Origin of the sequence: Cellulosimicrobium sp. CpK407 (assembly GCF_051844275.1) — a bacterium.
Lineage (GTDB): Bacteria > Actinomycetota > Actinomycetes > Actinomycetales > Cellulomonadaceae > Cellulosimicrobium > Cellulosimicrobium cellulans_G.
Genome location: NZ_JBGNYC010000014.1, coordinates 1 through 13946, shown reverse-complemented (window position 1 = coordinate 13946; position 13946 = coordinate 1). Strand labels below are relative to the sequence as shown.

Here is a 13946-nt window from a genome sequence, read left to right as displayed (position 1 = left end):
CCTGGACCGACGCCCGAGCCGACCCGGGGGACCACGAGCACATGAGCACACCCGACACCTCCGGCACGCCGGACGGTGCCACGCCCGACCCGACGGCGGCACCCGGTCCGACGACGCCCGTCGGCCCCACCCCGGGCGACGACGCCGGCGGCTGGGGAGCCCCCGCGTACGGCGCACCCGGCTACGGTGCGCCGGGCAGCACCGCCCCGCAGCCGCCGCAGCCCCAGTACGGCCAGTACGCCCCCGGGTACGGGCCCGGCCAGGTCCCGACGGCGGACCAGCCGCCCGCGCCCGCCGCACCCGGCGGGTGGGGGCAGCCGTCGTCCGGACAGCCGCAGGCTCCGGGCGGGTACGGCCAGCCGGCCTACGGGCAGGGGCAGTACGGCCAAGGGCAGTACGGGCAGCAGCAGTACGGCCAGCAGCAGTACGGCACCCCCGGCTACGGCCCGCCCGCCGGGTTCGGGGGCGCGCCCTACGTGCCACCCGCCGCGAAGCCGGGGATCGTCCCGCTGCGTCCGCTGTCGCTCGGCGAGGTCTTCGACGGCGCGTTCGGCGCCATCCGCCACAACCCGCGCGTCATGCTCGGCATGAGCACGCTCGTCGTCGTCGTCGCGACCGTCATCGGGGCGCTGCTGGGATGGGCGTTCTCCGGCTACTTCGCGGACCTCTTCCTCTCCCTGCCCAGCGAGTCCGGGCTCGGCGGGATGGAGAACGACTTCGCGATGCTCTACTCGAGCACGCTCGGGACCGGGCTGACGACGAGCCTCGCGACCCCCATCGTCAGCGGGCTGCTCACGGTCTCCATCGGGCAGTCCGTCATCGGGCGCAAGGCCACGATCGGGGAGGTCTGGGCCCAGGTGGGCCGCCGCGCGTGGTTCCTCATCGGCTTCTCGCTCCTGCTGGGCCTCGCGTGGGCGGTCGCCGTCGCGCTGGTCGTGCTCCTCGTCGCCCTCGGCTTCGCCGCCACGACCGGGCTCGGGGTGGTCCTGCTCGTCGTCGCCCTCCCGGGTCTCCTGGTGCTGGCCGTCTGGGTGGGCACGCGCACCGGGCTCGTCCCGCCGGCGCTCGCGCTCGAGGGCCAGCCGTTCTGGGCGACGGTCCGGCGCTCGTGGCTCCTGACGCGCGGCAGCTTCTGGCGCCTGTTCGGCATCTACCTGCTCGCCTACGTCGCGATGTACGTCGTCGTGCAGATCGTCGTCTCGCCGTTCAGCATCGTCAGCACGTTCCTCCTCGCCGCCGGCCAGGGCTTCGTCGCGAACGCCCTGCTGGCGCTCGGCGTCGCGCTCTCGACGATCGTCATGACGCTGTTCCTGGGGAGCGTCGTGGCGCTGCTCTACATCGACGTGCGCATGCGGCGCGAGGGCCTGGACGTCGAGCTCGCCGCCGCGGCGAACGCGCAGCCGCCGGCATGACGCTGCGGTCGCTCGCGGCCGACGTGCCCGTGCAGCCGGACGCCGACGAGGCGCGCCGGTGGCTCGTCGAGGAGCTCGCGAAGCCCGAGTACCGCACGGAGCCGTCGCTCCTGCAGCGGTTCCTCGACTGGCTGCTCGGGCTCTTCGACGGCGCACCCACGATCGACCTGGGCGGCCCGCTCACCGCGGTGCTCGTCGTCGCGGTCGTGCTCCTCGTGGCCGGCATCGCCTACTGGGTCGCGGGCCCGGTGCGCCTGTCGCGCCGGGCGACGTCGTCCGTCGTCGTGCAGGACGACGACGCGCGGACCGCGGCCGAGATGCGCGCGGCGGCCGACGCCGCGGCGTCCCGGGCCGACTGGGCGACCGCCACGCTCGAGCGCTTCCGCGCCGTCGTCCGCTCGCTCGAGGAGCGGGCCGTCCTCGACGCCCGTCCCGGGCGGACCGCGTGGGAGGCCGCCGAGGCCGCGGGCGAGCGCGTGCCCGACGTCGCGGACGGCCTCGCCCGCGGCGCGCACCTGTTCGACGACGTCGCGTACGGCAAGGCGGCAGTCGGGCCCGAGGCGGACGCGTTCCTGCGGGCGCTCGACGAGCGCACCCTCGCGACGCGCCCCGCCCTGCGGCCGGAGCTCGCGACGACGGCCGCGCCGGCCCCGGGCGGTGACGACGCATGAGCACCACGACGTCCGCGCCCCCGTCCGGGGACGGCACCCGGGCCGTCACGACGGCGCACGTGCCCGTCGTCGGCGACGGCACGACCGCCGGGTCGCGGGCCCGGAGCCGGTGGCGACGCGCCCGCTGGCCCGTCGCGGTGGTCGTCGCGCTCCTCGTGCTCGCCGGCCTGTCCGCGATCGCGCGCCCCACGACCTCGGCGACGCCCCTGGCACCCGACAACCCCGGCCCCGACGGCGCGCGCGCCCTCGCCGAGGTGCTGCGCGACCAGGGCGTCGAGATCACGTACGTGACGACGGTCGCGGACGCGGTCGCGGCGTCCGCCGACGGGGGGACCCTGCTCGTCGCGCAGGGCGACTTCCTGCTCGACACGCAGGTCGACGCGCTCGTCCGCACGCCGACCGACCTCGTCCTGGTGGCTCCGCCCGACGTCCTGCTCTCGTCCGCGACCGACGACGGCGCCGAGCTCGCCTACGACTGGGGGTCGGGGTCGTCCGCCCGGTCGGCGCGCTGCGACGACCCGGCCGCGGAGGCGGCCGGGGCGCTGCGCTCCGACGGCGTCGGCTTCCACGCGCTCGACCGGACGACCGTCCTGTGCTTCCCCTCCGCCGACGACCCGTCGATCGGCGCCTACCTCGTGCACGAGACCGACGAGCGGAGCGTGCGCGCCGTCGACACGGCCGCGGTGCTGCGCAACGACTCGGTGACCGACGACGGCAACGCCGCCCTCGCGCTGTGGACGCTCGGTGCGCACGACCGCCTCGTGTGGCTCGTGCCCGACCCGTTCGACACGTCGCTCGGCGGCGGCGAGGACGAGCAGACCCCGGCGCTCTCCCTCCCGCCGTGGTTCGGCGTCGTCGCGCTCCAGGTGCTCGTCGTCGCGCTCGTCGTCGCGCTGTGGCGCGGCCGCCGGCTCGGCCGGCTCGTGACGGAGGACCTGCCGGTCGTCGTGCGCGCCGCCGAGACGACGCGCGGCCGCGGCCGCCTCTACCGGCGCGCCGGAGCGCGCGGGCACGCCGCCGCCGGGCTGCGCGCGAGCGCCGCGGACCGGCTCGCGAACCGGCTCGGCCTCCCGCGCTCCGCCGACGCGCCCGCCCTCGTCGACGCGGTCGCCCGCGCGACGGGTCGGCCGGGCGACCAGGTCGCCCAGCTCCTGTACGGACCACCACCCGCCGACGACGCGGCGCTGCTCGAGCTCGCGCGTCACCTTGACCGGATCGAGAGCGAGGTCTACCACTCGTGACGCACCACCCCGACGGCTCCGTGCCGCAGCCCGACCGCTACGCGCCGCCACCGCACCAGGAGCAGCCGCACACCCAGGACCCGAGCGTCGCCGACCGCGTGAGCGCGGCCGCCGGCGCCCCCGGTCACGAGCCCGGACCGCACGGCCCGGGCGTCACGGCGCCCGGCGACGCCGCCGCTCCCCCGGCGGCCTACGGTCAGCCGGGAGTCCCCGCGCCGGCACCCGTGCACGACGCACCGCCCGCGCCGTCCCCCGAGCTGCGCCAGGCCCTCGCCGCCGTGCGCACCGAGGTGGGCAAGGCCGTCGTCGGGCAGGACGGAGCCGTGACGAGCCTGCTCATCGCGTTGCTCTGCAAGGGCCACGTGCTGCTGGAGGGCGTGCCCGGCGTCGCGAAGACGCTGCTCGTGCGCACGCTCGCCGCGTCGCTCGACCTCGGCACCAAGCGCGTGCAGTTCACGCCCGACCTCATGCCCGGCGACGTCACGGGCTCGCTCGTGTACGACGCGCGGACCGCCGAGTTCTCGTTCCGCGAGGGCCCCGTCTTCACGAACCTGCTGCTCGCGGACGAGATCAACCGCACGCCCCCCAAGACGCAGGCCTCGCTCCTCGAGGCGATGGAGGAGCGGCAGGTGTCGGTGGACGGGACCCCGCGCCCCCTGCCCGACCCGTTCCTCGTCATCGCGACGCAGAACCCCGTCGAGTACGAGGGCACGTACCCTCTGCCGGAGGCGCAGCTCGACCGCTTCCTGCTCAAGGTCGTGCTGCCCCTGCCCGAGCGCGAGCAGGAGGTCGAGGTGCTCGCGCGCCACGCTGCCGGCTTCAACCCGCGCGACCTCGCGGGCGCGGGCGTGCGCGCCGTCGCCGGGCGCGACGTGCTCGACCGGGCGCGCGCGGAGGTCGCGCGCGTCCAGGTCGCGCGCGAGGTCCTCGGCTACGCCGTCGACGTGTGCCGCGCGACGCGCCACTCCCCCTCGCTGTCCCTCGGCGTGTCCCCGCGCGGCGCGACGGCGCTGCTCGCCACGTCGCGCGCGTGGGCCTGGCTCTCGGGCCGCTCCTACGTGACGCCCGACGACGTCAAGGCCCTCGCGCACCCGACGCTGCGCCACCGCGTGCAGCTCCGGCCCGAGGCCGAGCTCGAGGGCGTGACCGCCGAGAGCGTGCTCGACACCGTGCTCGCGTCCGTCCCCGTCCCCCGCTGAGGCGTCGCACGTGGCCCTGACGTGGCGCGCCGTCGTGCTCACGGCGCTCGGGATCGTCCCGGTGCTGCTGTTCCCCGTGCCGGGAACGGTGCTCGTGTGGACGCTGCTCGTCGTCGCGCTGTGCGCGCTCGACGCCTCGCTCGCCGCGTCCCCGCGGCGCGTCGCGATCGAGCGGCGCGTCCCGGGCTCGGTCCGCCTCACCGACACGACGACGTCGCGCCTCACCCTCACCAACCTCGCGCCCCGGCGGCTCCGCGCGCTCGTGCGCGACGCGTGGCCGCCGTCCGCGGGGACCCAGGTCAACCGGCACCCGGTCGACCTGCCGCCCGGCGAGGCCACGCGCGTCACGACCGTCCTCGTGCCCACGCGGCGCGGCGAGCGCGTCGCCGACCGGGTCACGATCCGCTCGTTCGGCCCCCTGCGCCTCGCCGCGCGCCAGGCCTCGATCACCGTGCCCGGCCGGCTGCGCGTGCTCCCCGAGTTCGCGTCCCGCCGCCACCTGCCGAGCCGGCTCGCGCGCCTGCGCGAGATGGACGGTCGCGCCGCGGTGCAGGTGCGCGGCGAGGGCACCGAGTTCGACTCGCTGCGCGAGTACGTGCTCGGCGACGACGTCCGCTCGATCGACTGGCGCGCGTCCGCCCGCGGCCGGGACATGGTCGTGCGCACGTGGCGCCCCGAGCGCGACCGGCGCGTGCTCATCGTCGTCGACACGTCCCGCACGTCCGCGACCCGCGTCGGCGACGAGCCGCGCCTCGACGCGAGCATCGAGGCCGCGCTCCTGCTCGCCGCGCTCGCCGGCCGCGCGGGCGACCGCGTCGAGCTCGTCGCGTACGACCGCACCGTGCGCTCTCGCGTCGCCGGGGCCGCCGGCCCGCGCCTCATGCCCGCCATGGCGGACGCCCTCGCACCGCTCGAACCCGCGCTCCTCGAGACCGACTGGCCGGGACTCGTCGGCACCGTCCACGAGCGCCTGTCGCAGCGTGCGCTCGTCGTGCTCCTGTCGACCCTCGACCCCGCCGCCGTCGAGACCGGGCTGCTCCCCGTCGTCGGGCAGCTCACGGCCAAGCACCAGGTCGTGCTCGCCGCCGCGGGCGACCCCGAGGTCGCCGCCCTGCGTGCCGACCGCAGCGGCACCGCCGAGGCGTACGACGCCGCCGCGGCAGCCCGCGGGGAGATCGAGCGCGCCGCCGTGACGACCGTCCTGCGCCAGCGCGGCGTCGAGGTCGTCGACGCCCTCCCCGGCGACCTCGCGCCCCGCCTCGCCGACACCTACCTCGCCCTCAAGGCCGCCGGCCGCCTCTGACGTCCGGGCCGCCGACCGCGAGGTAGAACCTCCGGTCGCGAGAGAGAGCTCCGGGCGTCCTACCTCGCGACCGGCGGTTCTCCCTCGGCGGTCGAGGACGTTCCCTCAGGGGCGAGGTAGGGTCGTGCGGGTCGTTCCACCGAGCTCAGGAGTACCCCGTGGCCTGGCAGCCCACCGATCCCCGACAGCGCGCACGGCGCAACCGTCGCGTCGCGATGATCGTCGTGGCGGCACTCCTCGCGACGTTCCTCATCCCTGCGCTCGCGATCGTGCTGTCCTGACCCGCCGATGGACGACGGGCGGTTCGGGCCGCGGCTGAGCCACGACGACCTCAACCGTGCGCTGCTCGCGCGTCAGCACCTCGACGCCCCCTGCGAGGCGTCGGTGCTGGACGAGGTGCGGCATCTCGTGGGGCTCCAGTCGCAGGTGCCGTCGTCGCCGTACCCCGCCCTGTGGTCGCGGCTCGCGGCGTTCGCGCCCGACGACCTGGGCGTGCTGCTCACCGACCGTGAGGTCGTGCGCGTGGGCGCGCTGCGCGGCACGGTGCACCTGGTCGCCGCGGACGACGCGCTGGGGGTCACGGCGCTGGTGCGGCCGACGCTCGCCGCGTACCTGCGGGCGAAGAACCAGCACGGCGCGGCCCTCGCGGACGTGGACCTCGACGACCTCGAGGAGGTCGCGCGCGACCTGCTCGACGAGCCGCTCACCTCGGTCGAGCTCGGCAGGCGCCTCGCGGTGCGGTGGCCCGACGTCGACCCCAAGCACCTCGCGTACGGTGCGCGCTGCCTGCTGCCGCTGGTCCAGGTGCCGCCGCGCGGGCTCTGGGGCGCGAGCGGGCCGGGGACCACCACCACGTGGACGACGGCGCAGGCCTGGCTGGGCCGCTCCGACCCGGTCCTCGACGCGGTCGCGCACGACACGGACCCCGACGCCGTCCTCGCGACGCGCGTCGGGCTCGTGGGGCGCTACCTGGCGGCGTTCGGCCCGGCCTCCGTGGTCGACGCGCAGCGGTGGTCGGGCCTGACCCGGCTCAAGCCCGCGTTCGAGGTGCTGCGTCCCGAGCTGGTGACGTTCACCGGCCCGGACGGCAAGGAGCTCTTCGACCTCCCCGACGCGCCCCGCCCGCCCGGCGACGCGCCCGTGCCGACGGTCCTCGCGGGCGACTTCGACAACCTCGTCCTCGCGCACGACGACCGGACGCGGATCCTCGGCGACGTGCCGGTCAAGAGCGTCGTGAGCATCAACGGGCAGGTCGCGGCGACGGTGCTCGTCGACGGACTCGTGGCCGGGGCGTGGACGGCGCGCCCGACCACCCCGTCCGCCCCCAGCCGGGCGACGACCGGGGCGACCTCGCCCGACGAGGCTGCGGGCGACGTCGTGCACGTCGAGGTGCGCCCGCTGCACGGACCCGCGGGCGACGCGGCCGGACGCGGCACGGGCGCGGGCGGGCTGGGCGGCGCCGACGTCCGTCGCTCCCCCGCGGACCGGCTCCGCGAGCCCGGCGTGCGCGACGCGGTCGTCGCGCGAGCCGAGGACTGGGTCCGGTGCGCCTGGCCGGGCGCGCGGGCGCGCGTCGTCGTGCACGACTGACCGGGCCCACGACTCCCCGGCCCCGAGCCGATGGCCGGCAGCCGATCCGGGAGCCGAGGAGCCCAGCGCCGGGGAGGAGCCGGGGGGGCTGGAGCCGGGGAAGAACCGTCAGGCCGCGACCGGGGCGACGTCGCCCGCGTGGTCGGCGGTGAGGTCGCCGGTCTCCCCGGCCGCCACCGCACGACGGCCGAGCACGAGCGTGTAGACCCAGAACCCGGCGAGCGCGATCGCGCCGATGACGATCTTGAGCCACCACGGCATGATCGAGCCCGTGACGAAGCCCTCGATCACTCCGGAGATCGCGAGCGCGATGACGAGCCCGATCGCGACGGTGACGAGCGCGCGGCCCTCCTGGGCGAGCGCGCGCGAGCGCGGGAGCGGGCCGGGATCGACCCAGGCCCAGAAGATGCGGAGCCCCGCGGCGCCGGCGACGAACACCGACATGAGCTCGAGCAGTCCGTGCGGCGCGATGAGCTGGAGGAACAGCCCCAGCTCGCCGTGCGCGGCCATCATGCCGCCGGTCGAGCCGATGGCCACGGCGTTCGAGAACAGCACGTACGCGGGGAAGATCCCCGTGATCCCCAGCCCGATGCACTGCGCCGCGATCCAGGCGTTGTTGGTCCAGACGACGGTCGCGAAGTCGAGCCCGGGGTCGTAGTACGACGCGAAGGCCTCGTTCACGTAGTTCTCCTGGACGCTCGGCGGGCCCATCGACGCGAGCCCCTCGGGCGTCGACGCGACCCAGACCCCGGCGACGAGCGCCACGACGACGCACGCGACCGTCACGCCGACCGACCACCATCGGATCCGGTACAGGGCGGCGGGCAGGGACACGGTGAGGAACCGCACGACGTCGCGCCACGCGGGCTCGTGCGCCCCCGCGATGCGGGTGCGGGCCTTGCCCAGCAGCACGGACAGGCGCGAGATGAGCACGGGGTCGGGCGCGACGGAACGGACCGTCGACAGGTGCGTCGCGACGGCCTGGTAGAGCCGGACCAGCTCGTCCGCCTCGGCGCCGTCGAGCGTGCGCCGCGAGGTGAGGGTCTCCAGGCGGTCCCACTGCGCGCGGTGCACGTCGGTGAAGGCGTCGAGGTCCACGACCGATACCCTGCCACACAGGGCGTGCCGCCGGTGCGCCGACCGGCGCGCGGGCACGGACCCGTGACGGAGCGAGGGCGAGGAGCAGCGTGCGGGACGGCATCCTGATCGGCGAGGGCGTGGTCCTCGATGCACGACCGGCGTCGTTCGTCACCCGCGGCCTCGCGCTCTTCCTCGACATGCTCACGCTGTTCGTCGCGCTGTTCGCGCTGCTCTTCGCGACGTCGGGCTCGCTCGAGCTGGTCGACCCGGACTTCGCCCCGGCCATCGGGATCGCGCTCGCCGTCCTCGTCATGGTCGTCGTCCCGACGACCGTGGAGACGCTGTCGCGCGGGCGCTCGCTCGGGAAGCTCGCGCTGGGCATCCGGGTCGTGCGCGACGACGGCGGCCCGGTCCGCTTCCGGCACGCCTTCCTGCGCGCGCTGGTCGGCATCGGCGAGATCTGGCTGACGCTCGGCTCCGTCGCGCTCGTCGCGTCGCTGACGAACGACAAGGGCAAGCGCCTCGGCGACATGGCGGCGGGGACGTACGCGATCCGGGTGCGGGGCGGGCGGCCGACGCTCGCGCCGCTCGTCATGCCGCCGTACCTCGCCGCGTGGGCGTCCCACGCCGACATGCGCCGCCTGCCCGACGGTCTCGCGCTCGCCGCGCGGCAGTTCCTGGCGCGGTCGAACACGCTCCACCCGGCGTCGCGGGCGCGGCTCGGCCAGGAGCTCGCGGGACAGGTCGAGCGGTACGTGGCGCCCGGCCCGCCGCCCGGCACGCACCCGGAGACGTTCCTCCTGGCGGTGCTCGCCGAGCGGCGCGACCGGGACTGGGCGACGGCGCAGCGCGCGCAGGCGCTCGCCCGCGAGCAGGCCGAGCTGCTGCACCGGCTCCCCTACTCGATCCCCGACCCCACGCGCTGACGCCGACGCCCGCGCACGGTGTCAGCGCCCCGCGGGTCCCGAGGCCCCTGCGGCGCCGGCACGTCGCGCGGGGCGGGCGTCCTCGAAGCGACCCACCACGCGGGAGATCCCCAGGAGCACGAGCGCGAAGGCGCCGAACCAGACCGGGCGGCTCGCCCACCAGTCGGCGCTCCCCGGGGCCGGGAGCTGCTGGCCGAGCGCCACGAGCACCGTCCCGACGACGACGATCATCGCCGTGAGGTGCCACAGGTAGACGGTCATCGACCGTCGGGCGAGGCCCGCGACGACGGCGCGGCCACGCCCGTCCGCCCAGCGCACGAGCGGTCCTCGAGCGGCGAGCGCGAGGGCGACGAAGGCGACCGCGTGCAGGACGACGGGCGCCGTGGGCGGCCCGAGGTTCGACATCGCGTCGCCCGGCATGCCGATGAGCGACACCGGATACGGCCCGACGGCGACGAGCAGGACCGCGAGCGCCGCCGACGCGAGCGCGACCCCGACGAGCACGAGCGGCCGCGGGAGGACGGCCACGGGCACCACGCGCCCCCGCCGCACGACCCGCGTCCCCGAGCGCGCGTCGGCGTACAGGAGCCCGATGGCGTAGGGGACGGCCCACACGAGCACGACGTCGACGAGCGCGAGGCGCTCCGCCCCGGCGCCGAAGCGGAGCGCCTCGACGGCGAGCGGCGCGGCGACGAGCGCGCCGACGGTCCACCAGCCCGCGGCGTGCAGCGCGCGCCGCAGGAGCGGCGTGAGCACGACGAGGCCGAGGTACACCGCGAGGAACCACAGCAGCTGCGGCGCGAGCGTCGCGAGCGAGCGGACCGCGTCCCCCGGCAGGCCGGCGGCGAGCAGCACCCCGATCGCGACGACCCACGCCCCGACGAACACCCCGACGGGCCGCAGGAGCCGGGGCACGCGCCGCCCGGCGAGCCGTGCTCCCGCTGCGAGGTCGGCGAGGACGCTGGGGCGCGCCACCACCCGCCCGGCGCCCGCGAGCCCGGGCGCGCGACCGCCGTCGGGCCCGCTCCGCAGCCCGTACGCGGCCGAGGCCCCGGCGGCGAAGAACAGGAGCGCGAGGACCTGCAGCGCCCAGGTGACGGTCCAGCCGGCGCCGTGCGCGAGGGCGTTGCCGATGCGCAGGTGCTCGCCGTCCCACGTCGCGTCCGCCATGAGCCAGTGCACCGTGAGGACGCTGAGCGTCGCGAGGGCCCGCACGGCGTCGACGAACACGTCGCGTCGAGGTCGGCGCGGCCCGTCCTCTCCGGGGAGCGGGGCGGTGCCGGGCGTCCGGGCGGCGCCCGACGGCGGTCGGTCCCGGCGGGCGTGCGGCCCGCCCGCGGACGCCGGTCGGGCGGGGACGGGGCGCGCGCGGGACGGCGCGCGGGTCGGGGACGGCGGCGGCGACAGGACGGCCACGGGATGCTCCAAGGTCGGCGAGCCCGGGAGGATCCCCGGTGCTCACCAGTCTCGAAACATCCCGTTCGTCCCGGTACGGGACGGTCCCCCGACCCCGGCGCGGCGGTCCACCCGGTCCGGCGGGGGTTGTCCCCCGCCCCGCTCAGACCTTGAGGTAGCGCAGCACGGCGAGCACGCGCCGGTGGTCGCCCGCGTCCTGGGGCAGGCCGAGCTTGCCGAAGATCGACGTGACGTTCTTCTCGACCGCGCCGTAGGAGAGAAAGAGCGCCTCCGCGATGGCGGAGTTCGAGCGCCCCTGGGCCATGAGCTCCAGGACCTCCGTCTCGCGCGGCGTGAGGCGCGCCAGCCCGTCGTCGGACCGCGAGGCGCCCATGAGCTGGCTGACGACCTCGGGGTCGAGCACGGTCTGACCGGCGGCGATGCGCGTGAGCGCGTCGACGAACTCGCCGACGTCGGCGACGCGGTCCTTGAGCAGGTACCCGACGCCGCGAGCGCCGCCCGTCAGCAGCTCGCTCGCGAACCGCGTCTCGACGTACTGGGAGAACAGCAGCACCCCGAGGTCGGGGTGCGTCGCGCGCAGCGCGAGGGCGGCGCGCAGGCCCTCGTCGGTGAACGTCGGAGGCATCCGGATGTCGACGACCGCGACGTCGGGCAGCGCGTCCTCGGCCGCGAGCCGGGCCACCCGCGCGACGAGCTCGTCGCCGTCCGCGACCGCGGCCACGACCTCGTGTCCGCGGCGGGTGACGAGCGCGACGAGCCCGTCGCGCAGGATGGCGGAGTCCTCGGCGATGACGAGCCGCATGGTGTCCTTCCGGTCGGGCGGGCAGTGCGACGGCCCCGGCGGGCGGGATGCCCCGGGGACATCGTGCCCGACGGCGCCCGCCCGCTCGGGCAGGACACGGTGGTCCGTGCGCACGTCAGACCCGGACGGGCAGGAGGACGGTGACGACCGTCGGGCCGCCGACCGGGCTGGTGAGCTCGAACGAGCCGTCCACGGAGCGCACGCGCTCCGCGAGGCCCGCGAGGCCGGACCGCTGGCCGTCGGACCCGGGCTGCACGACGCGCGCGCCGCCCTGGCCGTCGTCGCGCACCCGCAGGCGCAGCCGCGCGCCGCGCCCGCTCCCCTGCCGCTCGACGAGCACGTACGCGCCCGTGGCCCGCGCGTGCTTGACCGCGTTCGTGACGAGCTCGGCCACGCAGAAGTACGCGATCGACTCCACGGCCGGCGCGAGCCGGCCGGACGCCTCGACGGCGGGGTCGACGTCGACCGTCACCGGGAGCGGCGAACGTGCCGCGAGCGTCTCGAGCGCGACGGCGAGCCCGTTGTCGAGCGCGGGCGGGTGGATGCCGCGCGCGAGCTCGCGGAGCTCGACGAGCGCCTCCTTGGTCGACGAGTGCGCGAGGTCGACGAGCTCGAGCGCCTCGCCCGGGTCGCCGCCCCCGGCGAGCTGCTCCTTGGCCTCCCCGAGCTGCATCGCGACGGCGACGAGGCGGGCCTGCGTGCCGTCGTGCAGGTCGCGCTCGATGCGGCGCAGCTTGGCGTCCGCGTCCTCGACGGTGCGGCCGCGCGACTCCTCGAGGTCGGCGACGCGCAGGCTCGAGAGGGTCGGGCCGAGCAGCGCCACGGTGAGCGCCCGGAAGAGCTGGGCGAAGCCCCGCGTGACCTGCGCCCAGAGCCAGAGGAAGAGCAGCCCCACCAGGACGAGGCCGAGCTGGCGCACCGGGGTGTCGACGTACCAGTCGACACCGAACGACGCGCCGCGGTGCCACGACCCGTCGCTCGCCTGCTGCAGGGGGAGCCAGCGCGACCAGATCCAGTGCGTCGTGCCGCCGAGCCCCACGGCGAGGAAGACGGTGCTCACCACGAAGGACACGATCGCGAGCGGGAACGTGACGACGAGGAAGAGCACGGCCCGCCAGCCGGTCCCGTCGCCGATGCCGCCCCACAGGGTGCTCCAGAAACCGCGCCGCCGGACGTACGGCGCGGGGGCGGCGACGTCGATGCCGAGCGCCGAGCGTGCCAGTGACCGGTACATCGAGCCCCAGCCCCGCCCGCCGACCACGACCCACCCCGCGACCACGAGGCCGATGACCGGCACCAGCATCGCCACGAGGAAGACCACCGCGAACAGCCCGTAGGTGAACGCGAACGGCGCGAGGAGGATCGCGAGCCACAGGTATCCGTACGCGCGCCACGTCTGCCGGTGGAACGGCGCGCCCGCGAACGCCACGCGCTCGCGGTGGTCGACGTACCGGGGGTCGGGCTGCGTGCCGGCGAACGTCGTCGCGTCCGCCGCTGCGACGCCCGTGGGCGCATCCCCCGTCGCGGGGACGGTCGGGGCCAGGGGGCCGTGGGCCGCACCCGGGGTCGGGGTGCCCGACGGCGGGTCGCCCGTCGGCACGACGCTCGGCTGGTCAGGGGTCACGGCAGTCATGGTGCCAGTCTCGGCGAGCCGCGGTCACGGCGACAGGGTGGCGTCCGCCGCGCCGGGGTGGGGACATCCCCCGTGTCGCCCCGGCGCGGCGACCCGTCGAGCGGTCGCCGGCACGGTCACCACGCCGTCCGGGTCAGTGCAGGAGGTACTTGACGCCGATGACCACGCCCGCGAACGCCGCGGCGAGCAGCGTCTCCCCGACGAGCCGTGCGCCCCGGGCACCCGCCCGGTACGCGGCGAGGAAGCCGACGACGCCGAGGAGGAGGACGGTGAACCACACCGCGACGAGCGCGGCGTCCTCCACGTCGAGGCCGAACGCGTACGCGACCAGGTAGACCACGATCCCGGGGACCGCACCGAGCAGCACCCCCACGTTGAGGCGGAGAGCCGCGCGGGTGCGGTCCCACAGGGAGTGACCGCTGTCGCGGAACCGCCCGCTGACCGCGTCGACGTAGCAGTGCGCGAGCCAGTACCCGACCGCGACGAGGCCCGTCGCGACGACCACGCGGTCGCCCGTCGGGGCGTGCACGCTGGACACCGCCATGACGAACCCCGCGACGATCGCGCCGTAGAGCAGGTCGTGCGGGGGCTCGCGCTCCCACCGGTCACCGACCCGGTGCCACAGCGGACGGACGCCCGGGGGCGGGCCCGCGGGCTCGCCGTCGGCCTGCGG

13 protein-coding genes are annotated in these 13946 nt (G+C 76.4%); 8 read left to right on the top strand and 5 right to left on the bottom strand.

What is annotated here, in order from left to right; genetic code table 11:
• Nucleotides 1-41: 41 nt before the first annotated feature.
• From ABWU78_RS08435 to ABWU78_RS08405, 7 genes are all read left to right on the top strand, one after another.
• Nucleotides 42-1412: a DUF7544 domain-containing protein gene (locus ABWU78_RS08435; protein ID WP_439158106.1), complete on the top strand. Its 1371-nt coding sequence runs from the start codon at nucleotides 42-44 to the stop codon at nucleotides 1410-1412.
• Complete coding sequence (locus ABWU78_RS08430) at nucleotides 1409-2083, top strand: DUF4129 domain-containing protein (RefSeq protein WP_253053253.1); 675 nt, start codon at nucleotides 1409-1411, stop codon at nucleotides 2081-2083. The genes ABWU78_RS08435 and ABWU78_RS08430 overlap by 4 nt, the downstream gene beginning before the upstream one ends.
• Nucleotides 2080-3324 (top strand): DUF4350 domain-containing protein, encoded by a 1245-nt coding sequence (locus tag ABWU78_RS08425; protein ID WP_439158105.1) that lies wholly within the window; start codon nucleotides 2080-2082, stop codon nucleotides 3322-3324. Before ABWU78_RS08430 ends, ABWU78_RS08425 begins: the two co-directional genes overlap by 4 nt.
• 224 nt (nucleotides 3325-3548) lie before the next feature.
• On the top strand, nucleotides 3549-4523 hold the full coding sequence (locus ABWU78_RS08420; protein WP_253053701.1) for an AAA family ATPase: 975 nt from the start codon (nucleotides 3549-3551) through the stop codon (nucleotides 4521-4523).
• Between the two features lie 10 nt (nucleotides 4524-4533).
• Nucleotides 4534-5826: a DUF58 domain-containing protein gene (locus ABWU78_RS08415; protein ID WP_439158104.1), complete on the top strand. Its 1293-nt coding sequence runs from the start codon at nucleotides 4534-4536 to the stop codon at nucleotides 5824-5826.
• Nucleotides 5827-5984: 158 nt separating this feature from the next.
• Nucleotides 5985-6107, top strand: a complete 123-nt coding sequence (locus ABWU78_RS08410) for a hypothetical protein (RefSeq protein WP_255318720.1) — start codon at nucleotides 5985-5987, stop codon at nucleotides 6105-6107.
• A gap of 7 nt (nucleotides 6108-6114) precedes the next feature.
• On the top strand, nucleotides 6115-7416 hold the full coding sequence (locus ABWU78_RS08405; protein ID WP_439158103.1) for a winged helix DNA-binding domain-containing protein: 1302 nt from the start codon (nucleotides 6115-6117) through the stop codon (nucleotides 7414-7416).
• Between the two features lie 108 nt (nucleotides 7417-7524).
• On the opposite strand, the gene ABWU78_RS08400 is transcribed toward ABWU78_RS08405, so the two are convergent.
• A complete protein-coding gene (locus ABWU78_RS08400; RefSeq protein ID WP_439158102.1) occupies nucleotides 7525-8514 on the bottom strand; it encodes a stage II sporulation protein M in 990 nt (329 codons plus the stop codon).
• An 89-nt stretch (nucleotides 8515-8603) separates the two neighbouring features.
• Here ABWU78_RS08400 and ABWU78_RS08395 point away from each other — a divergent pair, with 89 nt between their 5' ends.
• A complete protein-coding gene (locus ABWU78_RS08395; protein ID WP_253053243.1) occupies nucleotides 8604-9422 on the top strand; it encodes an RDD family protein in 819 nt (272 codons plus the stop codon).
• Nucleotides 9423-9443: 21 nt separating this feature from the next.
• Here ABWU78_RS08395 and ABWU78_RS08390 read toward each other — a convergent pair whose 3' ends face one another.
• The 4 genes from ABWU78_RS08390 to ABWU78_RS08375 all read right to left on the bottom strand — a co-directional run.
• The gene (locus tag ABWU78_RS08390) at nucleotides 9444-10652 is read right to left on the bottom strand and encodes an acyltransferase family protein (protein ID WP_439158101.1); all 1209 of its coding nucleotides are present in this window, start codon (nucleotides 10650-10652) and stop codon (nucleotides 9444-9446) included.
• Between the two features lie 328 nt (nucleotides 10653-10980).
• Nucleotides 10981-11640, bottom strand: a complete 660-nt coding sequence (locus ABWU78_RS08385; protein WP_253053239.1) for a response regulator transcription factor — start codon at nucleotides 11638-11640, stop codon at nucleotides 10981-10983.
• 115 nt (nucleotides 11641-11755) lie between these two features.
• Nucleotides 11756-13273: a sensor histidine kinase gene (locus ABWU78_RS08380; protein ID WP_253053237.1), complete on the bottom strand. Its 1518-nt coding sequence runs from the start codon at nucleotides 13271-13273 to the stop codon at nucleotides 11756-11758.
• Between the two features lie 133 nt (nucleotides 13274-13406).
• Nucleotides 13407-13946 (bottom strand): hypothetical protein (locus ABWU78_RS08375; protein WP_439158100.1); only part of this gene is annotated, 540 nt, incomplete at its 5' end.

What these genes read in the sequence shown, in the direction of transcription:
- ABWU78_RS08435 (WP_439158106.1), top strand. Translation starts at nt 42, where the DNA reads ATGAGCACACCCGACACCTCCGGCACGCCGGACGGTGCCACGCCCGAC.
- ABWU78_RS08430 (WP_253053253.1), top strand. Translation starts at nt 1,409, where the DNA reads ATGACGCTGCGGTCGCTCGCGGCCGACGTGCCCGTGCAGCCGGACGCC.
- ABWU78_RS08425 (WP_439158105.1), top strand. Translation starts at nt 2,080, where the DNA reads ATGAGCACCACGACGTCCGCGCCCCCGTCCGGGGACGGCACCCGGGCC.
- ABWU78_RS08405 (WP_439158103.1), top strand. Translation starts at nt 6,115, where the DNA reads ATGGACGACGGGCGGTTCGGGCCGCGGCTGAGCCACGACGACCTCAAC.
- ABWU78_RS08385 (WP_253053239.1), bottom strand. Translation starts at nt 11,640, where the DNA reads ATGCGGCTCGTCATCGCCGAGGACTCCGCCATCCTGCGCGACGGGCTC.
- ABWU78_RS08380 (WP_253053237.1), bottom strand. Translation starts at nt 13,273, where the DNA reads ATGACTGCCGTGACCCCTGACCAGCCGAGCGTCGTGCCGACGGGCGAC.